22 protein-coding genes and 1 rRNA gene are annotated in these 23219 nt (G+C 50.8%); 1 reads left to right on the forward strand and 22 read right to left on the reverse strand.

The features are described from left to right. The first annotated feature begins 42 nt into the window (after positions 1–42). Positions 43–243 (forward strand): hypothetical protein, encoded by a 201-nt coding sequence (locus AB4114_RS22570; RefSeq protein ID WP_056612737.1) that lies wholly within the window; start codon positions 43–45, stop codon positions 241–243. A 126-nt stretch (positions 244–369) separates the two neighbouring features. Here AB4114_RS22570 and AB4114_RS22575 read toward each other — a convergent pair whose 3' ends face one another. The 22 genes from AB4114_RS22575 to rrf form a co-directional block, all read right to left on the reverse strand. Next, positions 370–1347, reverse strand: coding sequence for an aromatic ring-hydroxylating dioxygenase subunit alpha (locus AB4114_RS22575; RefSeq protein ID WP_441990473.1), 978 nt, complete (start codon positions 1345–1347; stop codon positions 370–372). 22 nt (positions 1348–1369) lie between these two features. Next, positions 1370–2497 carry a BMP family ABC transporter substrate-binding protein gene (locus AB4114_RS22580; protein ID WP_441990474.1) on the reverse strand — a complete coding sequence of 376 codons (1128 nt, stop codon included), beginning with the start codon at positions 2495–2497 and terminating at the stop codon, positions 1370–1372. A 7-nt stretch (positions 2498–2504) separates the two neighbouring features. Then, positions 2505–2990, reverse strand: coding sequence for a (2Fe-2S)-binding protein (locus AB4114_RS22585; protein ID WP_441990475.1), 486 nt, complete (start codon positions 2988–2990; stop codon positions 2505–2507). Then, a complete protein-coding gene (gene pucD, locus AB4114_RS22590; RefSeq protein WP_441990476.1) occupies positions 2983–5271 on the reverse strand; it encodes a xanthine dehydrogenase subunit D in 2289 nt (762 codons plus the stop codon). The genes AB4114_RS22585 and pucD overlap by 8 nt, the downstream gene beginning before the upstream one ends. Further along, positions 5261–6250 carry an FAD binding domain-containing protein gene (locus AB4114_RS22595; RefSeq protein WP_441990477.1) on the reverse strand — a complete coding sequence of 330 codons (990 nt, stop codon included), beginning with the start codon at positions 6248–6250 and terminating at the stop codon, positions 5261–5263. The genes pucD and AB4114_RS22595 overlap by 11 nt, the downstream gene beginning before the upstream one ends. 318 nt (positions 6251–6568) lie before the next feature. Next, positions 6569–7336 (reverse strand): nucleotidyltransferase family protein, encoded by a 768-nt coding sequence (locus AB4114_RS22600; protein ID WP_441990478.1) that lies wholly within the window; start codon positions 7334–7336, stop codon positions 6569–6571. Then, complete coding sequence (locus AB4114_RS22605; RefSeq protein ID WP_441990479.1) at positions 7282–8298, reverse strand: XdhC family protein; 1017 nt, start codon at positions 8296–8298, stop codon at positions 7282–7284. The genes AB4114_RS22600 and AB4114_RS22605 overlap by 55 nt, the downstream gene beginning before the upstream one ends. A 327-nt stretch (positions 8299–8625) precedes the next feature. Then, the gene (gene ggt, locus AB4114_RS22610; RefSeq protein ID WP_441990480.1) at positions 8626–10221 is read right to left on the reverse strand and encodes a gamma-glutamyltransferase; all 1596 of its coding nucleotides are present in this window, start codon (positions 10219–10221) and stop codon (positions 8626–8628) included. Positions 10222–10223: 2 nt separating this feature from the next. After that, positions 10224–11459 carry a pyridoxal-phosphate-dependent aminotransferase family protein gene (locus AB4114_RS22615; RefSeq protein ID WP_441990481.1) on the reverse strand — a complete coding sequence of 412 codons (1236 nt, stop codon included), beginning with the start codon at positions 11457–11459 and terminating at the stop codon, positions 10224–10226. Further along, positions 11446–12738 carry a Zn-dependent hydrolase gene (locus AB4114_RS22620; protein WP_441990482.1) on the reverse strand — a complete coding sequence of 431 codons (1293 nt, stop codon included), beginning with the start codon at positions 12736–12738 and terminating at the stop codon, positions 11446–11448. Before AB4114_RS22620 ends, AB4114_RS22615 begins: the two co-directional genes overlap by 14 nt. Then, positions 12731–14122 carry an allantoinase gene (locus AB4114_RS22625; protein ID WP_441990483.1) on the reverse strand — a complete coding sequence of 464 codons (1392 nt, stop codon included), beginning with the start codon at positions 14120–14122 and terminating at the stop codon, positions 12731–12733. Before AB4114_RS22625 ends, AB4114_RS22620 begins: the two co-directional genes overlap by 8 nt. 56 nt (positions 14123–14178) lie before the next feature. Beyond that, positions 14179–14535 carry a hydroxyisourate hydrolase gene (uraH, locus tag AB4114_RS22630; RefSeq protein ID WP_441990484.1) on the reverse strand — a complete coding sequence of 119 codons (357 nt, stop codon included), beginning with the start codon at positions 14533–14535 and terminating at the stop codon, positions 14179–14181. After that, entirely contained in the window at positions 14532–16001 is a 1470-nt protein-coding gene (pucL, locus tag AB4114_RS22635; protein ID WP_441990485.1) for a factor-independent urate hydroxylase, read from the reverse strand. Before pucL ends, uraH begins: the two co-directional genes overlap by 4 nt. Positions 16002–16239: 238 nt before the next feature. Continuing rightward, positions 16240–16371 (reverse strand): hypothetical protein, encoded by a 132-nt coding sequence (locus AB4114_RS22640; protein ID WP_441990486.1) that lies wholly within the window; start codon positions 16369–16371, stop codon positions 16240–16242. 298 nt (positions 16372–16669) lie between these two features. Further along, a complete protein-coding gene (locus tag AB4114_RS22645; RefSeq protein WP_441990487.1) occupies positions 16670–16924 on the reverse strand; it encodes a hypothetical protein in 255 nt (84 codons plus the stop codon). A 17-nt stretch (positions 16925–16941) separates the two neighbouring features. Continuing rightward, positions 16942–17427, reverse strand: coding sequence for a nucleoside deaminase (locus tag AB4114_RS22650; protein ID WP_441990488.1), 486 nt, complete (start codon positions 17425–17427; stop codon positions 16942–16944). Positions 17428–17516: 89 nt separating this feature from the next. Continuing rightward, complete coding sequence (locus tag AB4114_RS22655) at positions 17517–18446, reverse strand: ABC transporter permease (RefSeq protein WP_441990489.1); 930 nt, start codon at positions 18444–18446, stop codon at positions 17517–17519. 79 nt (positions 18447–18525) lie between these two features. Then, positions 18526–19647 (reverse strand): ABC transporter permease, encoded by a 1122-nt coding sequence (locus tag AB4114_RS22660; protein WP_441990490.1) that lies wholly within the window; start codon positions 19645–19647, stop codon positions 18526–18528. Continuing rightward, a complete protein-coding gene (locus tag AB4114_RS22665) occupies positions 19644–21149 on the reverse strand; it encodes an ABC transporter ATP-binding protein (RefSeq protein WP_441990495.1) in 1506 nt (501 codons plus the stop codon). Before AB4114_RS22665 ends, AB4114_RS22660 begins: the two co-directional genes overlap by 4 nt. A 265-nt stretch (positions 21150–21414) precedes the next feature. After that, complete coding sequence (locus tag AB4114_RS22670) at positions 21415–21951, reverse strand: chromate transporter (protein ID WP_441990491.1); 537 nt, start codon at positions 21949–21951, stop codon at positions 21415–21417. Next, positions 21948–22541 (reverse strand): chromate transporter, encoded by a 594-nt coding sequence (locus AB4114_RS22675; RefSeq protein WP_376769551.1) that lies wholly within the window; start codon positions 22539–22541, stop codon positions 21948–21950. The genes AB4114_RS22670 and AB4114_RS22675 overlap by 4 nt, the downstream gene beginning before the upstream one ends. A gap of 555 nt (positions 22542–23096) precedes the next feature. Next, positions 23097–23213: ribosomal RNA gene (rrf, locus tag AB4114_RS22680) — 5S ribosomal RNA — on the reverse strand. Between the last annotated feature and the right edge of the window lie 6 nt (positions 23214–23219).

Consider the following 23219-nt stretch of genomic DNA (forward strand, 5'->3'; position numbering starts at 1 on the left):
TCACTCTTGTAACCTATTCTTAAAAAAGAGGGAGCTAAACCAATGGCGATTATTCAATTGAACCCAGAATTGCAACGTTCCGTACAAGCAGTGAAACGCGCAGAACTGCGCAAGCAAGCAGATTCCTTTATGGTGGCTCAACCTTTATCTGCTGAAGAAACAGCTGCACTTATCAAAACATTTACAACGCCTTCAGACACAAGAAAACAAAATGCCAATGAGCCTTCTAACTATTGGTGGTAATCTAGTAGTCTTATTTTACCAAATATAAAAAAGGATTGCATATTAGCCACATGCTAATTATACAATCCTTTTTTTATTTCGTATGCATGTCATTCGCACTACTCTTCCCTAATCCGACAAATCTCGCTAGGCCGTCCCGAAGGTGACACCTAACTCGCGAAGGCGTTTGCGGTAAGCGATGCTCAAACGATCACACTTCAGATGCAGCTCAGCTTGCAAATCTAGCGGCAGCAGCTCCGGCTTCTGGTTCTCAACCATGATCCGATCCTGCTCAATGAGCCTGTCTTGGAATTGGATGAATACCTCATCGCGCTCGTCATACGCATAGTTTCTTTGCTTCAGCATGTAAGCCACGCTAGTCTGCTCCGTAACCGGCAACACCATCAGAAACAACCGAAAGATATGATCGGATACGTCATCTCTCTTCGTAAAAGCTACACATAAAGGACCGAACACCTCATATACATAACGGCTATTTACACCGCGCCCTGTCCCATCCGCATCCGGCTGATACACGATGATTTCTTCAGAACGCAGAACGCCGTCCTCTTCCAATACGTGATAATCATTGATTTCAGCGAACTCACTATCGCCCAGCAGTCCCTCATGCACGAACATAAGGTGGGATACATCGAGGAAATTCTCAATAATGCGAGGACCTGCTGCTTGCAGGGTGTAAGGCCCCATGAATACTTCCTTGAAGCCCTCGGGCACATAGGCACTCACTTTAGGCAGAGGTCCTGCAGGTGTCCCTAGGCACACCCAGATTAGTCCATGTGCTTCTACGCAAGAGTAAACGAAGGCCTTAGCCTTCGAAGGAATGGCCTGTTCCTTCGGTAAGGAAGGAATCTTGGTACACGTACCACAGCCATTGTAAGACCAGCCATGGTACGCGCAAACCAACTCATCGCCGCTTACTTTCCCCAGTGAGAGCGGCACACCGCGATGAATACATAAGTCTTTGAAAGCGTGGACGCCTTGCGTGGTGCGGAATACCGCTACTTTCTCCCCTAGTACTACAACAGCCTCCGGCTTATCCGTCAGTGCTGACGACAACAACACCGGGTGCCACTCGTGAATTAATGCGATATCTTGTATTGTCATCGCCAGTCACATCCTTCGTCCTTTATTTAGGTATGACACCTTTAATCCCCTTAACAAACCAAGTCGTGCCAAGGATTTCTTCGTCCGTCATCTTCTTCCCGGATTCGAGGCGTGTTTTGCCATCTTGATCCACGATAGGCCCTTGGAATACTTCGAACGTACCGTTCAGAATTTCCGCTTTTTTCTTCTCTACGAGCGCTTTAACATCCCCTGGCACATTTTTGCCAAGCGGCGCGATGTCTGTGATGCCCTCTTTCATACTGCCGAAGTAGCTATCTGCTTTCCACGTACCATCCATGATACTTTTCACCGTTTTCACGTAGTAAGGGCCCCAGTTCCATTTCGGGTTCGATATGTACGTATCCGGTGCGAATCTGCCCATATCGGAATCRTTCCCGATGCCCCATACTTTGCGTTCAGCAGCCGCTTGAATGCTTGCCGGTGAATCTTGGTACGCCGCCAACACGTCTACTCCTTTATCCAACAAGGAAATAGCCGCTTGCTTCTCTGTAGCGGGATCAAACCATGTGTTACTCCACACTACAGAGACATCAATATTCGGATTCACACTTTGCGCACCTAACGTGAACGCATTAATCGTATAAATAACCTCTGGAATCGGGAACGCGCCGACATAGCCCAAATGGTTGTTTTTCGTCATTTTCCCTGCAGCCATACCAACCAGGTAAGCACTTTGATATTCACGTCCCATGTACGTGCCTAGGTTCGGCGCTGTTTTGTAGCCAGTGGCGTGCAGGAATTTCACATTCGGATGCTTCGCCGCCACCGCTACCATGGGGTCCATGTACCCGAAGGAGGTTCCGAAAATAATATCATTTTTCTGAGCCAACTCCTCAAATACACGCTCAGCGTCAGGGCCTTCTGGAATATTTTCAACCGTCGTCGCTTTAATCCCTAGTTCTTTCTCCATCATCAGACGACCTTGGTCATGCTCGAACGTCCATCCGCCATCCCCCGGCACACCGATATACACAAAAGCAACTCTTGGCAACTTCTTCTCTGTTGTTGCTGCAGTAGAAGCAGCCGTGGTGGAAGCAGGTGCTGTTGTAGAACTTGTTGTCGTGCTCGTGGAGCAGGCACTTAAGATCACTAGCATAATAGCAGTAATAGACAGCATGGTTTTTCTCATATCGCTTCTACCCCTCTCTTTTGATGGACAATCCGCATTTCTCTACTGCTCTGAAAATCCCCTCATACCCTGTGCACCGGCATATGTTCCCGCACAGTGCTTTCTCAGCCTCAGCCCTCGTTGGAGCAGGGTTTGATTCCCACAACGCCGTTAAGGTTACAACCATGCCGGCCGTACAGTAGCCGCACTGCAATCCCCCCTCCTCTAACATGGCTTGCTGAATCGGATGCAGCTCTTCGCCTGCCGAGATTCCCTCAATGGTTGTCAGTTCCTTGCCCGATGCTTGATACGCCATCAGTAAACAGGAATTCACAGGTTGACCATCGAGCAGAATCATGCATGCGCCGCAGCGCCCAATTTCACAAGAAACCTTGGTACCGGTCATTAGCAGATCATCCCGCAAAATCGCTGACATCCTTTTGGACGCAGGTACTGGGATCGAAACTACTTTCCCGTTAATGGTGCAATCAAGCACAAAAGATGTATTAATCACTGGCCTCCACCCCTTCTAACCAATCGATGGATTGCACGATGTCTTCTGGTGATATGGGCAACTTATTTACCCAAATGCCTGTCGCTTGCCGTACTGCCGCCGTAATGGCAGGAGCCAAGCCGACAGAACCGATTTCTCCAACGCCACGAGGGCCAAATGTATCTCCCTCCGGCAGCTCTTCAATCGCTTCAACTTGAATACGAAGTGGGCTGTCGCTGAACGTGGGAACGAGGTACGTATCGAGATTATGCCTGAGATAACGACCTTCCTTCATCACTGCATCCTCAGTCAATGTGTAACCCAATGCCATTACACTGCCGCCCTCAATTTGTCCCAGAAAGCCCATCGGATTAATCACTGGTCCTGCGGCGATGACATGATCCGTCTGGAGCACCTTGACCCGTCCGGTCAGCATATTGACTTCTACCTCTACGATAGCGGCCGCGTAAGAGTACAGGTAGTGCGCCCCGACCCGCCCTTCGGGCGTCGTCGGGTAGTCGAACTCCGTATGCGCGAGGATCGGCTTCACTGCTGCCGCAGCGGCCTCCGCATACGTGACAACCGGCTCCCCCGATTCATCACCCTTGTGATGAATCCCGCCTGCGCCGGTTGCGAGCTCTGCGGCCGGAACGCCGCAGAGCAGCGAAGCCTGCTCCAGCAGCGCCAGCACGAAGGCTGGCTTAAGCCGCTGGAGCGCGCGCCACATCATCGTGGTGGCGCGTGAGGCCGTGCTCGAACCGCTGCTCGGCACGCGGTCGGTATCGCCGATGACGATGCTGATGTCATCGGCGGCGCAGCCGAAGCAGTCCTGCAGTATCAACGTGAGTGCTGCATAGAGCCCTTGGCCGAACTCCTCGAAGCCGAAGGAGGCCTGGATCTTGCCCTCCGGCGTGAGCTCGATGCGGCCGCCGGAGTGATCGGGGATACCGAGGCCTAGCCCGGCACCGTGCATCACCAGCGCAGCGCCGACGCCTCGGCGCAGCCACGGCTCTTGCTCTGGATGGCGCGCGCTGCTGGCGCGCTTCGCCCAGAGCGGCGACTCCTGCGCCTTCGCCCACACCTGGGCGGCGCCTTCGGTGGCCACGATCTGTTGGCCCATCGGGCCAGGATCGGTTGGCTGGCGCAAGTTGAGCTTGCGCAGCGCCCACGCGTCCATGCCGAGCTTCTCGGCGAGGCGCTCGATTTGGCTCTCCACCGCAAAAATCACCTGATTGCCGCCAAATCCCCGAAACTCACCGGATACACCGTTATTCGTGTAGACGCTCTTGCCTTCTACATCGACATGCGGGATCTTGTACGGACCAATCGCATGCTCGGTTGCAAAATTCAACACCTCACATCCTAGTGTCGCGTACGCCCCTGTATCTGCAAGGATGCGAACCTGATGTGCGATCAGCTTTCCGAGTGCATCTGTGCCTGTTTTCATCGTGATCCGCATCGGATGACGTTTAATGCCGGAGATCACAGACTCGCGGCGGGAATTGTGCATTTTGATCGGCTTGCCTGTCATTCGTGCCATCAGTGCGCCGAAAGGCTGCACATTAAGCTCATCTTTCCCGCCAAACGAACCGCCGATTGGACTGGAAACGACTCTGATTTGATCCTCTGGGATACCAAGGATCCGCGCTAGCTGAAAGCGATCCTTATAGCCATGCTGGGTCGGCGAGTACACAGTCAGCCTCCCATTATCCTCAGGGATAAAGAGACCGCCTTCCGTTTCCATATACGTGTGCATTTGTCGAGGCGTTAGATAGGTTTCTTCCACGACGTGTGCACATGTTGCGAAAACTGCCTCAATGTTCGTGTCCCCATGCTGTAGAGAGGTTTGATGTAGCAGATTCCCTTCGGGATGCAGCATAATCGTACCCGTTTCCAGCGCTGTTTCTGGGTTATCTACAAGAGGAAGCGGCTCATACACGACTTCAATAAGGCTTAATGCATATTCCGCTAGTTCCTCTGTATCTGCTGCAACAGATGCCAGCGCATCCCCGATATATCGAACACGATCCTGACAAAACACCGGCTGATGAGGAAAAGCAATTCCGAATAGGTTCAATCCTGGTACGTCGTCAGCCGTTAAGACCACGCGCACGCCAGGTAATTGTTTGGCTTTGCTTGTATCAATGGAAAGAATCCAAGCATGCGGGTATTGACTCCGCAGCACTTTTCCGTGCAGCATGCCTGAGGCGGTTAAATCGGTGAGATACCGGAGCTCCCCTGTTACCTTCTCCTTGCCATCAGGTCTAATGATCCATTTCTTCGCATTCCGATTAAGGAGCATAGGCTCCGCCCCCTTTGTGCCAAGCTTTGAAACACTCCGAAATGATCAAATTCGCTGCCGTCTGTTTGCGGTAAGCTACTCCAGCATAATCATCTGCCACAGCGTTGAAATCAGCCATAACCCCTTTGTGAAGTATCTGCAAAGCTGCCTTGGTTAACGGTTTCCCGATCATTCCCGCTTCCAGAGCCGAGAACCTCGCAGGAACCGCGTTGCCTCCGCCTGCCGCTAAGGCGATGTCGGTAACCGTCCCATCTGCGTGGAGGGAAAGCCTGCCCGCGACGGTGATGACCGATGGTGTGAATGCCTCTCTGCGCCCAACCTTGAGGTAGAACTCATGGATGAACTCCTTTTCTATCGCAGCAGCTAACTGCCCATCCGTCGGCTTACCATCTTCAAGGTTCTTGGCGGCGATCTCCGTACTGTCCCTACTTTCCAATCCCGCCGTTGTCTGCACAATAATCCCCGTCATGATCTCGTCAGGAGCCCCATGTGGAGCAGCCAGCCAATCCTTCAACGCAATCATTCGCTCGTTCTGTCCATCTGTACACATGATCTGTGCATCCATCACAAGCAGTGCAGGAATTAGATCCCCTGTACGTGTCATCACATTGCCTCCGATCGAGGCTAAATTCCGAATCGACGGGGCTGCAATCTCCGAACAGGCTTGCACGAGAAGTCCGCATTTCTGCTGAACCAGCTCGTTTTTCATCAAATCTGCAATGCTTAGGGCAGGGCCTATATGAACTTGACCTTGGGAATTAACCGTTAATCCCGAGAGGACAAGAATTCGTCCAAGACTAATGAAATGCTGCGGTATCGGGGAGAGCCCATTTTCCCAGCGCGTGCGAAGCCAAGTACCTCCAGCAACAAGGACAGCATCATTACCCCATTTATGTTTCAATTGAATTGCTTCCTCTACACTTGTCGGCTGCCATACGGAAGGCTGCTGCTCGGGCAGCTGATGCATCGGAACGGACATATTCAACCCTCCTCAGAGATTCTGAATGACCACGTGCTCGTTATGCGTTCTGAGTTTACCGCGTGAAGCCGGCTTGCTGCGTGGTGACCGTGTTCGTGGGGTGCCATCTAACGGAACCTGGTTCCACTAATTCGGCGAAATCTGCCATTTTCAAAAAGTTGCGGAACGACGTTCCGATAAATTAGATCTACTATAAACAATATTCGAATTTAACGTCAACTAACATAACATCATTTTGTTTTTTTATATAAAAAAATAGCGCATCATTCGTATCAATGCACTCCATAGCTAATTATATGTCATATAATCTAACGTATTTTACGGCTTGTAGATCGTTTTTGCCTCTTCATATTGCTGGGCGGTATCAATATCCATAAATGTCAGCGCTGCTTCCTCAATAATCTGCCCGCGAAATGCTGGCAAATGAAACAGTGCTCGCGCACCAGCATCACCTTCCAACGAAGCGATAGCTGGCCACATTCCGCTCCCTAGAATGACTGGCGGCTTCGGGACCCCCTGATCACCACTAGCAACATAATCGTAGTCCGCATCCGCCTCGTAAGCATCAATCAGCCCCTCCAACATAGCTTCCTCAATGAATGGCTGATCAGCCAGCATAACCATCGCACCATCAGCCGCCAGCTCCTCTGCCACTTGAATACCCGTGCGAAGCGAGTGTGCCATTCCAAGACCAGCATCCATGCACACCACCGTGCGGCATCTGCCACTCGCGAGATGAGCACGAGCCTCTTCCGGCAACCATGCCAACGTATCCCCTTCCTGTACAACGACAATCACCTGCTCTAACTCCGCACAGGCAAGCGCCTTCAGCAGGGCGATACCTCCAAGGCTGGCGCCCACAGCCAACTCAAGGGACTGCTTCGCACTCCCCATACGCCGACTACTCCCAGCAGCCAAGTAAACGCCCACGATTTTTTTCTTCCCTGACCTTACCATCTTCTCCGGTCTCGCCCTCTTCCCTAGTTCCACCATCTTCTCCGGCTTCATCAGCTCCACCCTCTCCCCCGACTTCACCACGAGCAGAAGCTTTGAACATCCCGTCCATGAGTTAGAGATGATGACCATACACCCGCTCCATATTTGCTCCGCTTGATCGCAATCAGCTCAGCCGCAATGCTAATCGCGTTCTCGAACGCGCCTTCCGAGCCGATGTTTAAGCCAATTGGCGCATGCAGCCAGTCTGGGCGCTCGAAACCTTCCAGCATTTTCGCCGTGCGCTCCTTGGAGCCCATAATGCCTAAATAGTGTAAGTTATAAGCCATAATGCCCCGAAAAAAGGCGGTGTCCTTCTCGAACTGATGACTCATGATTACGACGTAGTCTCGCTCATTCAGCGCAAGCTTTTCGACTAACGACTCTGGAAAAGCGACCATCGTTTCAACCCCTGGGAACCGCTCTGCGTTGCAGAACGATTCCCGCCAATCCGTGACCACCACACGAAAGCCGCTGCTTGCAGCCATTTGCACGAGCGGGACCGCATCAGGGTTCGCACCGAAAACAATGACTCTTGGCTTTGGCATAAATAGCGTACTCGTCACTAAGCGAAACGGCTCTCTCACAGCTGAAGTAGCAGAAAGCCCCTCCTCCTCTACACCAGAGCCGCGCAACGCGTACCTAATATTCGAATACCCATCGGTATAGGTGCGAATAAGCTCCACAACTTCACCATGATCCAATCTGTCTTTCACAACCAGCAGGTTAACCAACAGCTCTCCAGCAAGTGGCTCAAGCAAAATACGGATCAACCCGCCGCACCCAATCGTCTCCCCCCAACCAAAGTCATCGGCAGGCCTCATGTCGTATTCAACCATTTGCGGTTTATGCGATTCCCACACGCCTGGCACGTAAGCAGCGAGATCACCTTCCAAACACCCTGGAGAAATACTCCCTAACGTGCTTCCATCTGCCATTAACAGCATGAGGGCTCCTTGCTTGCGATAAGCGTGCCCTTCCACATGAATCACTGTTGCTAATACACGAGCTCCCGTATTATTTTCCACAGCTTGCAAAATGTCATAGGCCTCCATCGCTCATCGCTCCTTCTTTTTTATGTTACGCATGAGTTATGCAGTTGAAAATAAATGCTAGATGATGAACCCCTGCCCCATATATATAACGTTATGCTATCATTCTATATCTTGGCTGCATTCAGAATATATCCGAATAACGTTATGGCATAACGCTATTCTCACGAGTTGCCCTTTGAGCTACACCTTAGTTCATGAAATACCAYAATTTACCACGAACTGCATATCTCATGTTTATATACATGCTGCCTGACACTTATCCCTTTCATTTCATGCTTTCATTTCACGCATTGTTTACCTTTGTTGGTCTCCCTGTTCTATCCCATGCTACCAGCCAATCGCCAAGCCATCACCACGTGGATCAGCCGCCCCACTCATGAAGCCCTGTTCATCAATGACAATGCCCTGCGCCTGCCCCATAATGCCGTCCCACGACTTCACCGGCTCCACGCGATGTCCCCATTGCTTCAGTTTTGTATATACTTCAGGTTCAAGCCGATGCTCCAGCTTCAGCGCATCCCCATCTTCCCCCCAAGTACGTCCATATACCCAACGTGGCAGTGAAATGGCTTCCTGAATCGATAAACCGTAATCCAATACCCCCGTGAGTATCGAAAGCTGCGTCTGCGGCTGCCCTTCTCCTCCTTGCGTGCCGAACAGCATATAAGGCTTCCCGGCCTTACTTACCATTGCGGGCATCAACGTATGGAACGATCTTTTGCGTGGTTCCAACACGTTCGCACAGGCAGGATCAAGCGAGAAGAAGGAGCCCCGATTTTGCATAATAATGCCTGTATCGCCAGGAACGTAAGCTGCCCCGAAATCGAAATAGAGACTTTGGATAAAAGAAACCGAATTCCCCTCTTCATCTACAACAGCCGCATAGGCAGTGTCCTGACCGATCGCTGGCGAGAGATGCTCACTTACCTTCAAAGGATTCGCCTGAATCTCACGCCAGAGCTCCTGCGCATACGATTTCGACAACAATCTTTGGAGTGGTATCTCTCTAAAATGTGGATCCGTTAAATAGCGATCTCGGTCTTTGAACGCCTTCTTGATCACTTCCGACATCAGATGGTAAAAGTTCGCCGATGCTCTAGGTACAGCTGCCATATCGATATGTTCTAACATATTCATCATCATGAGCGCTGTGAACCCTTGCGAGTTCGGCGGCATTTGATAAATGTCGTATCCACGATACGTCGTTGATAGCAGTTCCACCCATTCGCCAGCGAAGCTGCGGAAATCTTCTTCCTCCAGCAGACCGCCATCTTGCTTCACGTTATCCACAATGGTCTGCATCAACGGGCCCGAGTAGAACGCATCTCTTCCTTCTTGTTGAAGCAGTCGGAGCGTCCTCGCCATGTCCAGCTGAATCAGCCGATCGCCTTCCTTCATAAGCTCGCCATCTCGCATATACAAAGCACTAAGCTGCACAGAAGCCCGGATGAATGGCTCATCCTTACGCATCCAGACCAGTAAGTTACGGGAGATCGGGAACCCTTTTTCGGCATAGCCAATGGCTGCATCCAATAATTTTGCCCACGGGAGCTTTCCGTGCTTTTCCCACACCTGCCACCAAGCATCAACCATACCCGGAACTGTTATTGCGCTTAAAATGCCGCGCTGTGGAATCTGATTCATCCCTTGCTCTCTATAAAAATCAGGCGTCGCCTTCGCAGCGGACTTCCCGCTTCCATTAAACCCGGTATAAGCACCTGTTGCCGCCTCATGCATGAGGAAAAAAGCATCTCCCCCGAGCCCCGTCATATGCGGATAAACGACACCTAGGGTCGCGCTAATGGCAATTGCTGCATCGAAGGCATTGCCGCCTTGCTGTAAAATCGCACTCCCCACGGAACTAGCCAAATAATGTGGCGTAGCAATCATGGCTCGCTCTGCTCGTGGCATGATGTTTAACATGATTATCCCTCCTGTTCAAGAGCATATACCGCTAGTGCAGCTTGCAGCGCCTTCCCTACAGATATATCCACACCATACCAGTGAAGTGTTGCTTCGAGCGCCCCGAGGACATGAAGCACATTTTTCTGATTACAGCTAAAACCCATCGTACCGATGCGCCAAATCTGTCCCTTCAATGGACCGAAGGAAGAAGCAATTTCAATACCGAAGCTGTTCAACAGCATCGATCGAACAGCTTCCCCATCTACCCCGCTGGGAATACGTACACAGGTTACTACTGGCAGCTTACACACTGGATCACCGTATAACGTCAATCCCATCGCCTGCAAGCCGGCAACCAAAGCCGCTTCATGACGCTTATGGCGCAAGAATCGCTCTTCCAGTCCCTCCTGCAGCACAATGCGTAAACCCTCGCGCAGCGCATACAACATCGTCGTAGCCTCTGTATGGTGATTTAATCGCTTTGGACTCCAGTAATCCTGCAGCATGCCAAGATCGAAATAGTTACTCGCAACAGCTTTAATCGTGGAAATAGGAGCTCCTTTCTCCCGCAGTCCCCGTTCGATCGTTTTACGGCGCATAACCTTCGCTTCAACACGATCGTTATACGTAATCGGTGACATGCCTGATGGAACGGATAAACATTTTTGCGTGCCGCCAATCACCGCATCCAGCAGCCATTCGTCGGTTTTCACGGGAACTCCGCCAATGGTGGCTACAGCATCTACGACTAGAAGCGCATCCACTTCTCGGCAAGCTGCCCCTATCCCATCTAACTTTTGGATACAGCCTGTCGACGTCTCACCGTGAACCATCGCCACGATCGTCGGCTTCTCCCGCCTGATGGCTGTAATGATATCAATGGGATCGAACACCGCTCCCCATTCCTGTTCGATAATCGCCACTTCAGCCCCACATCGCTCGGCAATTTCTACCAATAAATTTCCAAATCGCCCATAGATCGGAACGAGCACTTTATCTCCAGGCTCAATGATGCTGACCAGCACCGCCTCTATACCTGAACGGGACGTCCCATCGATCGGAAACGCCCATTGATTATTCGTTTGAAATACGTCTCGAAGCATCTCCATCGTTTCATTCATAAGTTCGGTAAATTCAGGATCGAACTGCCCCAGAATGGGATACGACATCGCGCGCAGCACCCTAGGGTCAACCTCGACTGGACCTGGGGTCATGATCGTTCGAAGGGATGGTGATAAGTCTTTATAGGTTTTCATCTGCTTTTCCCCCGTAGCCGTATTGATATAACACATGAACGAGTGTCTGAAAACCGACAATAAGATCATCCGGTTTCGTGAACTCGTTGGGATTATGACTGATGCCTGCCCGGCTTGGCACAAAAATCATGGCCGACGGACAGATCGGTCCGAATAGCTGAGCATCATGTCCCGCCCCGCTTGGCATCTGAATATGCTCGTAGCCATAGAAGTCGCAGGCAGCCTCAATTTCTGCCGATATCCCGCTATCCATGGCCACTGGTAAGGCATTTAGATGTTCCACTGTATCTATATAAAGTTCTCTTCGCACGGCGATTTCCACAAACCGCGATATCAGCTCCGCACGAAAATTCTCCATCTTTCGCTTGTCAGTATGCCTAATATCCAACGTAAATTCGACCTCACCTGGCACGACATTCGATGTTCCACGCTTCACTTCTAAGCGCCCTACAGTGGCGACTAAAGGTTCGCCCTCCGCAAGTGCCATCTTCTCTGTCAGCGCGACCATTTCGGCGGCGGCAGCCAGCGCATCTTTTCGCATTGTCATTGGGGTCGTTCCCGCATGATTGGGTATCCCCGTAACGACGACAGTCATTCGAATTTGGCCAACAATAGCTGTAACTACGCCAATTTGCTTCTCTTTAAACTCAAGGACTGCGCCTTGCTCGATATGAATTTCAATATATCCGCCTATATCATTACGTTTTGCTGGATGGAGCTGACCCTGATCGATATCAAAGCCCGCGCGCTCCATCGCTTCGAGTAACGTCACACCTTCTGGATCAGCAAGGCCTGCGCCTTCAGCTAAGGAAAGTACCCCTGTCACATGACCGGAGCCCCAATAAGCTAATGGAAACCGACTCCCCTCTTCCTCGCAAAAGGAGACCATCTCCAAGGTCCGTTTCGGTGCCCCGTACACGGCCTTCAAATAACCAAGCGCCATCATCGATGCGATGACACCGTAGGCTCCATCGTATTTCCCACCGTTTTTGACAGTATCAATATGTGAACCTGTCAGCATCGGCTTTAACGATGGATCCGTTCCTTGCAATTTGCCGTACACATTGCCGATTTCATCGAAATCTGCCTTAAGCCCCATGCTTTGCATATTGTCTATTAGTGCTAATTGCGCTTTAAGCCAAGGCTCCGCATACAAGAGTCGCGTCACGCCGCCTTCCGGATCGGCGCCGAAGGTCGCCAACCACTCCAAAGCTAGCAGCATACGCTCCCCGTATTGAGCTAACATTTCTTCCTGTGGGTGCCCTTTCATTTTAGCCATCTAGCCCGCCTCCGATCGATGCACTGTGACGCAACCAAGTTCCCTCTAACGATGCTCCAACACCCACGCCTCTTTCGTACACCTTAACGCCCCGCAGGAAAGTTGCCTTCACGCTGCAGCCGAACGTTTTGCCCACATAAGGACTTTGCTTATGGCGATAGTGCAAGTCGCTCTCTTGCAGCGTATAGCTCCCTGCCATATCCACCAAAGCTAGATCCGCGTCGGTCCCTATGGCGATTTCCCCCTTGCGAGGATATAAGCCAAAGCGCTTAGCAGGCTCCAGCGCTAGCATACGAGCGAGCTCCTGTAGAGGAATTCCTCTGCGGAGATGGCCTTCGTGCAACATGAGCTCAAGCGAGCTTTGCGCCCCTGAAATGCCGCCCCACGCTGCGAAGAAATCCCCCTGCTTCATGTGCTTCGGTGAAGGGGAGTGATCCGATGCGATGATGTCGAACCGACCTGCTGTAAGCTCTGCCCACAAACGAGCTTGGTCTTCCGCTGTGCGGATCGGTGGCGCACATTTGGCAAGGGGTCCGAGGCGCTCGACCTCCACGTCCGTTAGCGCCAAATAGTGCGGGCACGTTTCCACGGTAACATCCAATCCCTGTGTCTTCGCCTCCGTGATCAACTGTACGGCTTCGGCAGAAGAAATATGTACAAAATGCAGCTTACAGCCTGTCTGCTTCGCATAGCCCAATGCACGGTTCACCGCTTCCACTTCAGCGGCAATTGGCCTTGTCGCGATGAAATCCAATGCGCTGCGCTTGCCTGCTTGAGCAGCCTCCGCAGCGAGCTTCGAGACGATGTCCTCGCTCTCAGCATGAAGAGCGAGCACCAAACCTAAGCGTGCAATTTCCTTCATGCCGTTAGCTAACGTCTCATCATCCACTTCCGTGAAAATATCTTCTCCTTCTCCGCCCGGGCAGGACATGAAGGCTTTGAAACCAATTACGCCAGCTTGTGCCAGCCCTTCAAGCTCGCCTATATTGCCGGGAACGAGACCGCCCCACAGGGCATAATCAACATGGGATTGCCCTTCGGCTGCGTCCAACTTCTGCTTTAAGGCACTAAGCCGAACGGTAGGTGGAACACCATTGAGCGGCATATCGATGTACATTGTGCATCCGCCAGCAGCTAACGAGGCAGAACCTGTAACGAAGCCCTCCCAATGACCAAGAGCGGGTTCATTGAAATGAACATGCGCATCAATCATGCCTGGCAGGATCGTTAAGCCTTCTGCGTCATAAACAGGTGTTTGCTCCGAGACAACGAGGTTTTCGCCTAATGCTGCAATTTTGCCGTTCCGTATCCCGATATCTAGCTGTCGACACTCATCTTGCAGAACCACAGTCCCTTTGCGAATGATAAGATCCAATCGATTCATCCTACGAAACCCTCCTTCGAAGCTCTCTCTATTCAATTAACGCTTACTTCTTTGCTTTAACTCCCGCGATACGTGTTATACCCCCACGGTGCAATTAATAAGGGAACGTGATAATGGGAGGCGTTATTGGCAACACCGAAACGAATTGGTACTTGATCTAGAAATGCCGGCTCTGGAAGCTCCACACCCTTCCCTCTGAAGTAGTCACCTACATGGAAGAGAAGCTCATACGTCCCTATTGTAAAATCATCCCCACTTAGCATCGGCCCTGGCAGTCTGCCATCTGTATTCGTAACATCCGAACGCAGCAGTTCTGCCACACCTCCATCAAATCGGAACAAGTCGATCCTTACGCCGACAGCCGGTCGGCCGCTGCTTACATCCAGTATGTGCGAAGTGATTCCTACACTCATAGGCCCTCCAAATCACGCTTTGTCATCGAAAAGCCTTGGAAACCATAAGGTGGTCTAGGCTCTGTAAACACTTTGCCTTCCCCAACAGAAACTTCCTCTAGAATCGTTTCCCACGTCCGATTGTTAGACTCGAAGCGAATTTCTTTTAACTGCGGGAAGCGCAGGAACGAACGTTGCCCGATACGATAGATGAGGTTTTGGATCGATGGCGAATGCTGCTCATGGAATACGGTATGCGCAATATCATAAATTTGCTCTGCGGCAACGTAGCGTCCTAGATCGGCATCGAAGGCATCTTCCGCTGATTCATAACTCCATGCGATGTCTAAGAATATAAACAGAGGGCGATCGGACGATTCAGGCAGTGTTGTGTACTCATCACGAACGAAACCGGCGAACGAGCTTCCCTTGACTTTGACCAGTTTAAGATCGGCTATGCCAGCAGAGTGATCTGCGAGGACGATATCGTCTGCAACACGAACAAGTTCCACAAATGCGGTTGGGTGTTCATTTTGTGAATAGCGATATACCAGATTTCCTGCTTCGAAGCCATTTGAACCTGGTACTGGCAACGTCTCAAATGCCACCTGATCAGCGCTCATTTTAATCCCCGTCATCCATGGATACTTCTCTAGGAAGAGGCGGCTCACGAAAGCCAAAAATCCTTCTGCCGTAGACCCTTCATACTCGCCTGCTTTACGCAGGATGAAGTTCTTCATCGAATCTGTCGCCACAACGTTGGTGTTATCCCCCTCGCTGAACGATGTGAATAGCTTCTCGCCGCTCACCGATACCTTGATGTTCATGCCGAACAGCACATTATCTCGCCCTGTGAAACCCGATTCCGGAATCAGCGTGATATTCGTGAGCGGCTTGGCATAAGAACGATAGACCCAAACATCACCTTTCCCGTAGTACATGATTCTCTCTGCGCCTTTTGCTTGTTCCATCGCTTTCTCCTCCGTTTCATTCATCACGATATCTGCCAGGCGGAATCGCCCAATCTTACAAACCTCTTGTAGTGCCGTAAGCAGCTCCACTTCTGGAGTTCCTTGAATACGATGACGTAACGCCTCGCGTATCGTATCCTTGGTCTGACCCTTCACCGCCATGATAAAAGGGAACTCGAATCGGTCCGTATACTGTTTATTCAAAGAAAGAAACTGTTCGTATTCTTCAGGGGTTAACTGGTTGAGACCGGCACCTGACTGCTCTTGGACCGAGTGATTGGTCATCTGCACGCGTGTACCCAGATCGGGATGAGCCCGAAGCAGTGACAGCTGCTCTTCACGACTCGCTCGCTCTACCTCTTGTTCAAGGGCACTCATCATCTCCTTGATTTCGGCGAACGGCCGAGATTCTGCAGCCCGTTCTGCCACCCAAGGCGAGTGTTCAAACAACGGACCAAACGCTGCAAGGAACGCTTCTTGACTCATGTCATTGACTTGCTTCCGTGTGATCTTCATAACCCCGACACCTCGATTTCTGCCTTAAATGCCATGCATTCTATTCCAAGATTTGTTTCATTGTAATTGCGCCATCCCTATGGGTCAATTTATATGAAAGAAGTTTGTAATCTTTCATAACATCGTTAACTTTTTTTGTATTTTTGCTAAAATAGGCGGGCAGCGGGGCTCCACCTCTCCACTTCTACATCTCTCGAGCAATCCACTTCTCCAACAACCCCTTCACTTCAACCATCTATCACTCCATTTCACCATCACGCCACATCAACAGTTCTCCCTCACTTAAAACCTTCATCAATTCCATTTCCATCTCCATTTCCATTTCCATCTCCATCTCCATCTCCATCTCCATCTCCATCTCCATCTCCACCTTACCTCCACCTCCACCTCCCCGCCCTCCAGCTTTCTAGCCATCTACTTCTCCCCATTCCCTAATTCTTCATCACGATATATCTCCTCTTCTCTTCCCCTCCATCTGTCGTCTCCCATCTCTCTTCCTTCCCCAACTCAATTCGATCACTCCACCATCACTTCAGCCTCTCACCTCTCTATCCCCCACATCTCAACCACCACTCCCCCCACAAATTCCGTCCCGCCTACCTATATCGCTATCAAACAACCATCGAGGTCACTCTCAAAGTCTTTAACTGTATAAACTACAGTTAATTTCAGGGAATTTGATGCTTTTTCCAGAATAGCTGTAAAACCTGCAGGTAATTTAAGGGAATTTTGAAGAAACGGACTAATAGTTGAAAATTAACTGTAGGAAATACATTTAATCCATCATATTCGTGATATTGAGCTAAAATAGATGGAGAAAATCCAGTTAGATCAGAAACACGAGGCCCTTCCTGAGGCTTGGCAGGCTTGAAGCCAACACAACCTCCAACCCAAGCAAAAAAAGCCACCAGGATAACAAACATCCTGATGGCTTTCCTTATTAATCCCAGTATCCGTCATGCGCAGCGACTGCCGCTTCCACAACCTCAGGAACAGGACCGATCACCTGGATCGGCTTGTTCCCTCTAGCAAAAACCTCACGACAAGGCAGCATCAACGTCGGATTCTGCTCATTGTCCCCCGTCAGCCCCGCAAGCATCGCTTCCGACATGCCGAAGATGACGCGTCCCACGTTGCCCCAATAAATCGCTCCCGCGCACATAGCGCACGGCTCCGTCGAGGTGTACAGCGTACACGCCCACAGCTCTTCCTTGCTGTATCGCTTGGAAGCTACCTCCATGAGCATCGTTTCCGCGTGCCCCGTGCAATTCGATTCAGTAATCTCTACGTTGCCATGCTCCAGTAAAATCTCGCCATCTGGCCCAACGAGCAACGAACCGAAAGGCGTATTGCCAGCTTCTCTAGCCTGCACAGAAAGCTCTACACATCTTTTTAAATACGGAATATGAACATCCAATTCACTCATGGTTTGCCCTCCTAGTTTTTCTCATTATTCCTCCAGTTTTCCTCCTGATTTCCCCTGCCCCCTATCTCATCCCAGCTACTTCCCATAAACTAAAATCTCTGCTCACGTATATAAGGCACACCAAGCGCCTCAGGCGCACCAGATGGCTTATTTTTATTCCGCCAACCGAGGAACATCAACACCAGAATGGTGACGACGTACGGAATCATTTTCAGAAAATAAGAAGGAATATGGCTGCCGATCAGCTGCACACGGAACCCCAGACTATCCAACACGCCGAAGAAATACGCGCACACGAGGGCACGAATCGGATTCCACCTCGCAAAAATAATGAGCGCCACCGCAATCCAACCGCGTCCCGAGGTCATCCCCTCATTCCATGTCGGTGTGTATACAAGCAGCAAATCTGCCCCACCAATCCCGATCAGCATCGATCCCACGACAATGCAGCCGTAGCGAATCGCGATCACAGGAATCCCCATGACATCCGCCGTAGCTGGATTATCCCCAACTGCACGAAGATGAAGCCCCCAAGATGTACGATGGATGAACAAGTGCATAGCCAGTACGAGCACGAAACTTAACCATGTAAACAAATCCATATGGGCAAAAATTTTGCCAATCACCGGCACTGGCTCCAGCCACGGCATATCCAGCTTCGGCACCGCACCTACAAGTGGCTGACCACTCACAGGCTTACCTAAATACGCGCTTAGACCCGCGCCGAATATCGTCATCGCCAACCCGCAAACAACTTGATTCGCATGCAGCGTTACGCATAAGAAACCATGAAGGATTCCGAGTACCCCGCTCACCGCGAGCACGCATAGAATGGCTAGTACTAAACTTCCTGTATGTATGAAAACGAGGCATGAAGTCACCGCACCCATTAACATCAAGCCTTCAGCGCCAAGCTGCATGATGCCGGATCTTTCAATCAAGATGCCACCCAATACGGCCAAAAGCAACGGTGTACCCGAAGAGATCGCCGAAACAATGATTTGTGTGATCGTATCCATCTCTTACACCCCTTTATCTCCCCGTTCATTAACACCATTAACTAAAATTACTTTCACCCGACTCCCCAAGTCAGCGACCTCAGCTGTTTCGACGAATACGGAATTTCCCAGCCATCCCCCCAGCAATGAGGAAAAACAAGATCGCCCCTTGAATCATCGACGAAATCGAGGACGGAAGTCCGATCATTTGCACACTATAACCACCCACAATGAGCCCACCGAAGAGCACCGAAGCAACCACAAGCCCGATCGGATTCAGCTTCGCCAGCCAAGCCACGATAATCGCCGTGTACCCATACCCAGGAGAAATCCCATACATGAGACGGTGCGCTACGCCAGAGACTTCCCCCATGCCAGCAAGCCCCGCCAACCCGCCGCTAATCACCATGACCAGCAGGACATGTCTGGAAATGCGAATGCCAGCATTTTTAGCCGCTTCACTATTGGCACCGATCAACCGCAGCTCATAGCCCCACCGCGTATACCGGACAACGAAGGCATAAATCAGCACAGCGATGATGGCAAAAATCAGCCCCAAATGCAGCCGCGTTGTACCAAAAGTCGGTAAAGACTGCGCAACTGTGAACATGGGAGATCCTGGGAAGTTAAATCCTTTGGGATCTTTCCACGGTCCGAAAACCACAAAGTTCAGCGCCAGCAACGCCACATAGTTTAGCATCAACGAGGTAATGAGTTCGTTTACCTGAAAATAGTTCCGTGGTATCGCCGTCAGCAATCCCCAGAAGCCGCCGGCCACGATGCCCGCGACCATCATAGCTGGGATCGAGAGGTACATTGGCAGATGTGGAAAATACACCGTAATCGCCGTCGCCGCCATCGCCCCAGCCACAAACTGACCTTCCGCCCCAATGTTCCACACGGAGATGCGGTAAGCGATCGATACCCCCAGCCCGCAAAGCAGCAAAGGAATCGCCTTCACTAACGTTTCCGTCAATCCGAAGGTGGAACCGAAGGCTCCCTTCACCATTTTGCCGTAGACCATGAACGGATTCATCCCATTCAACGCTATAAAAATCCCACAAGCCACCAACGCCAACGCGATGGCGATAATCGTGACCCACCAAGGGCTATTCGCCCCTGCGGGATCAATTTCCAACCGATACGGCATTCGGAACCCAGCTCCACGCTTCGGCAATTTATTTTCGATCGGAATGCTGCCTGCTGTTCGTTGTTCACTCATCCTGCACCCTCCTCCGATCCCGCCATCAGCATGCCGATGTGCTCGCGGCTCGCCGTTTCCCTCGGCATATTCCCGACAATGCGCCCGTCGTACATGACCAGAATACGGTCAGCTAACTGCAGCACCTCATCCAAATCCTCCGAAATCAGCAAAACAGAGCGCCCCTTACTTCGCAAATCCTCCAACAGTTGATACACGCCTTCCGATGCACCCACATCGAGTCCCTGCGTCGGATGTACCGCAATCATAAGCTTGGGACCTTGATCAATCTCCCTGGCAAAAAGCAGCTTCTGCTGATTCCCTCCCGACATGAATTGAACTGGTGAATCGATTCCCGACATTTTCACATCGAACATCTCGACCAACCGCTGAGACCAACGCCGATTACTCCCTGTTCGCAGCAAACCAAACCTTGACCGTTCCGAGGAACGATACGTTTTGAACAGCAGGTTATCTACCGAGTCCAAGCTGCCAGCTAGACCACTGCGCATCCGATTCTCCGGCACATGGCCGATCCCAAGCTCAATCGCTCCCCGAACCGACCCATTCCGCAGCGCTTTCCCATCAAAATGAACTTCCCCATGCTTCCACGTACGCAGCCCTGTCAGCACTTCTGCCAGCTCCTTCTGCCCGTTTCCAGAGACGCCTGCAATACCGACAATCTCACCTTCATTTACCTCAAAATGAAGCCCATCCAGTACCTTGCGCCCATGGTCCGCATAGACATCAAGCCCCTTGACCGTGAGCATCGGCTTCTCCTTTGCTCGCATTCTTTGTTGCGCGCGGCTCACTAAGCTCATCTCGCCCACCATCAACTGCGCAAGCTCACGTTCGCTCGTTTCGGATTTCGCCATCGTCGCAATCATCTTGCCCTTGCGCATGACCGAGATATGATCTGCCGCGAACATCACCTCTTTGAGCTTATGCGTCGTCATAATGACCGTTTTGCCTTCCTTCTTCATGCGGTCCAGCGTCTCAAAAAGCTGATCAACCTCTCCCGGTGTCAACACAGACGTTGGCTCATCTAGAATAATAAAATCCGCTCCCCGATAGAGCGTCTTTACAATTTCCACTCGCTGCTGCTCGCCAACAGATAGCTGCCAGATGGGCCGATCTACGGGAAACAGCAGCCCAAAATGCTTCGAAATCGCCTCAATCTCCTCCGATTTCTTCGACAACCAACCAGGGCCGCGCCAGAAAGAGCCAGCTTCCCCAAGCACAATATTCTCCGCAGCCGTCAGGGTTTGAACGAGGCGGAAGTTCTGAAACACCATGCCGATCCCCAGCTTCATCGCATCCTTCGGTGAGCGAATGCGCACCTTCTCGCCATGTATGTAAATTTCTCCGCTCGTAGGGCGGTACACGCCAGACAGCATGCACATCATCGTGCTTTTACCAGCACCATTTTCACCTAGCAGCGCATGAATCTCCCCAGACCTCGCTCTGAAATCCACCTCATCATTCGCCAGCACGGAACCGAACTGCTTGACGATTTGGACCATCTCGACAGCATCCTTCTCTTGTATACGCACAGTCTCCCGACCTCCTTATTCCGTTAGACAAACCCTGATATGAGAAAACAGCATCTCCCCACAAGGGATTTGCTGTTTCAAGATTCCGAGATTATCGATCAGTTTACGTCTATCCCTTTCATATCACTATACGGTCCGCCCATCTCGAGCGTCAATAAACATGACACCAAGTTTGGTGTCGTAACGAAAAGAGGCGCAAGCTTTGTGCTTAGCGCCAAATAAATGTGAGATTAGATTACGTGGACAGAAAAATCCCGCCATATACAAACCCCGCAAGAATTACAAAAGCAGGATGTATCTTACGCATTTGGATCAAATAAAACGCCACCGCAGCGATTCCGACAAACTGTAGATACCCGATCGCTTTCGTAGATTCCACCAAGCTGCTCCAGGTGACCAGCACCATCATAATCGCAATAACAGGCTGTACTAGCAGTGTCATGCCTTTAATCACAGGGGATTGCTTGTATTTCTGCAGCATATTCAGCAAAATAATTAATGCAATAATCGACGGAATGACCGTTGCCGCCACCGCAATCAGTACGCCGATCCAGCCGCCGATTTGGTAGCCGACGTACGCGGCGATTTTCGTCGCAATCGGCCCTGGCAGCGCATTCCCCAGCGCCAACATATTAGAGAACTCACTGCTGTTCATCCAATTGTGATTCGTCACGATCTCTTGGAACATCAGCGGGATCGATGAAGGACCGCCGCCATAGCCAAATACATTGGCAAGAAAAAAACTAACGAGCAAATGCCACCAATCCATCATACGCCATCACCTTTGCCAAGCGTCTTCTTGCTCTTCATCCACTTGTCCTTTAGCTTGTGATGGAAAGCTCCATATAGGAGGAACATGAATATCACGATAGCGGGGTGCACTGATAAAGGTTGTAGCAGCAGGAAGGCTATGATGAAAAAAGTAACCCCCGCCGGCCAGCCTAGTCCTTTAATCGCCTTCTCGCCAAACTCATATGCCATCACGCCTAGCATGACCGCGACAATCGGCACCACCGCCGCTATCATTCCCTTAATTACATGCGACGTACTGAAAAAAGTAATAAACGAATACAGACCCACCATCGCTACGCAAGTTGGCAAAATATGAGCCAAAAGCCCAACCAGCGCCCCCATGCTTCCTTTGAGCCGATACCCCAAATAACCTGCTAGCTTCGTCGCAATCGGTCCCGGCAGCGTATTCGCAATCGCGAGTACCTCCATGAACTCCTCATCCTTCATCCACTTAAAACGCGTCACCGCTTCATACCGAATTAATGGCACGATCGACGGCCCGCCGCCATATCCCAAAATCCCCGTCCGGAACATCGCCGTACCTATCTGAACATAGGCATTTTCCACTATGTATCACTCCCATTCCATCGTTGCTCCAACCTAAGAAGTTAGCTAAGCTTTATTGTATTATAAAATGAAACCATTATTAGGATTCTCCCTATATTTTTGTGAAAATACCAAAATTTCTTTGAAATTTTGGGACTTGGCTTGACGTATCGTCCTGCCCCTTGACTACCTCTCAGCTACTCTATTCACTCACAAGCATCCCATTAGCTCCCATACTCACTCGACCTCTACTCTACTCTCCACTCCCCGCCTCACTCCGTCCCCCCAAAGTCTCTCTCCATTCCTCACACTTAAATGGATTCTGTACAGTTAATTTCGCTACATTTGCCACAATCATCGAAATAGATGGATTTTGTGCATCTAATTTCGGCTGAACTGGTTTAAGTGTCGAATTCCGTTGTTATTAGATGTAGGTTTTCCATCTAAATCAATTTTTCAGAGTAATTCGGTGAAATTAGCTGTAGTAAATACAGTTAATGGTTAAGTAACGAGGCGTAGTATAGGCTAAATGCAAAAAAGAGCCTTACCTGGAGTTATCCAAGTAAGACTCTTTCAGTTGTTTGGCAACGTTCTACTCTCCCAGAACCCTGCGGTTCAAGTACCATCGACGCTGGAAGGCTTAACGGTCGTGTTCGAGATGGGAACGCGTGGATCCCTTCCGCCATCATCACCAAACGTTGA

Origin of the sequence: Paenibacillus sp. 2RAB27, assembly GCF_052115445.1 — a bacterium.
Taxonomy (GTDB): Bacteria; Bacillota; Bacilli; order Paenibacillales; family NBRC-103111; genus Paenibacillus_E.

Bases quoted from the DNA above. Each gene is read 5' to 3' on its own strand.
- AB4114_RS22600 (WP_441990478.1), bottom strand. From the start codon at position 7,336: ATGGTCATCATCTCTAACTCATGGACGGGATGTTCAAAGCTTCTGCTC.
- AB4114_RS22625 (WP_441990483.1), bottom strand. From the start codon at position 14,122: ATGAATCGATTGGATCTTATCATTCGCAAAGGGACTGTGGTTCTGCAA.
- AB4114_RS22645 (WP_441990487.1), bottom strand. From the start codon at position 16,924: ATGTTTGTTATCCTGGTGGCTTTTTTTGCTTGGGTTGGAGGTTGTGTT.
- AB4114_RS22650 (WP_441990488.1), bottom strand. From the start codon at position 17,427: ATGAGTGAATTGGATGTTCATATTCCGTATTTAAAAAGATGTGTAGAG.
- AB4114_RS22570 (WP_056612737.1), top strand. From the start codon at position 43: ATGGCGATTATTCAATTGAACCCAGAATTGCAACGTTCCGTACAAGCA.
- AB4114_RS22620 (WP_441990482.1), bottom strand. From the start codon at position 12,738: ATGGCTAAAATGAAAGGGCACCCACAGGAAGAAATGTTAGCTCAATAC.
- pucD (WP_441990476.1), bottom strand. From the start codon at position 5,271: ATGCTCCTTAATCGGAATGCGAAGAAATGGATCATTAGACCTGATGGC.
- pucL (WP_441990485.1), bottom strand. From the start codon at position 16,001: ATGAAGATCACACGGAAGCAAGTCAATGACATGAGTCAAGAAGCGTTC.
- AB4114_RS22665 (WP_441990495.1), bottom strand. From the start codon at position 21,149: ATGGTCCAAATCGTCAAGCAGTTCGGTTCCGTGCTGGCGAATGATGAG.
- AB4114_RS22660 (WP_441990490.1), bottom strand. From the start codon at position 19,647: ATGAGTGAACAACGAACAGCAGGCAGCATTCCGATCGAAAATAAATTG.
- ggt (WP_441990480.1), bottom strand. From the start codon at position 10,221: ATGTTAAACATCATGCCACGAGCAGAGCGAGCCATGATTGCTACGCCA.
- AB4114_RS22575 (WP_441990473.1), bottom strand. From the start codon at position 1,347: ATGACAATACAAGATATCGCATTAATTCACGAGTGGCACCCGGTGTTG.
- AB4114_RS22655 (WP_441990489.1), bottom strand. From the start codon at position 18,446: ATGGATACGATCACACAAATCATTGTTTCGGCGATCTCTTCGGGTACA.
- uraH (WP_441990484.1), bottom strand. From the start codon at position 14,535: ATGAGTGTAGGAATCACTTCGCACATACTGGATGTAAGCAGCGGCCGA.
- AB4114_RS22595 (WP_441990477.1), bottom strand. From the start codon at position 6,250: ATGTCCGTTCCGATGCATCAGCTGCCCGAGCAGCAGCCTTCCGTATGG.
- AB4114_RS22670 (WP_441990491.1), bottom strand. From the start codon at position 21,951: ATGATGGATTGGTGGCATTTGCTCGTTAGTTTTTTTCTTGCCAATGTA.
- AB4114_RS22605 (WP_441990479.1), bottom strand. From the start codon at position 8,298: ATGGAGGCCTATGACATTTTGCAAGCTGTGGAAAATAATACGGGAGCT.
- AB4114_RS22615 (WP_441990481.1), bottom strand. From the start codon at position 11,459: ATGAAAACCTATAAAGACTTATCACCATCCCTTCGAACGATCATGACC.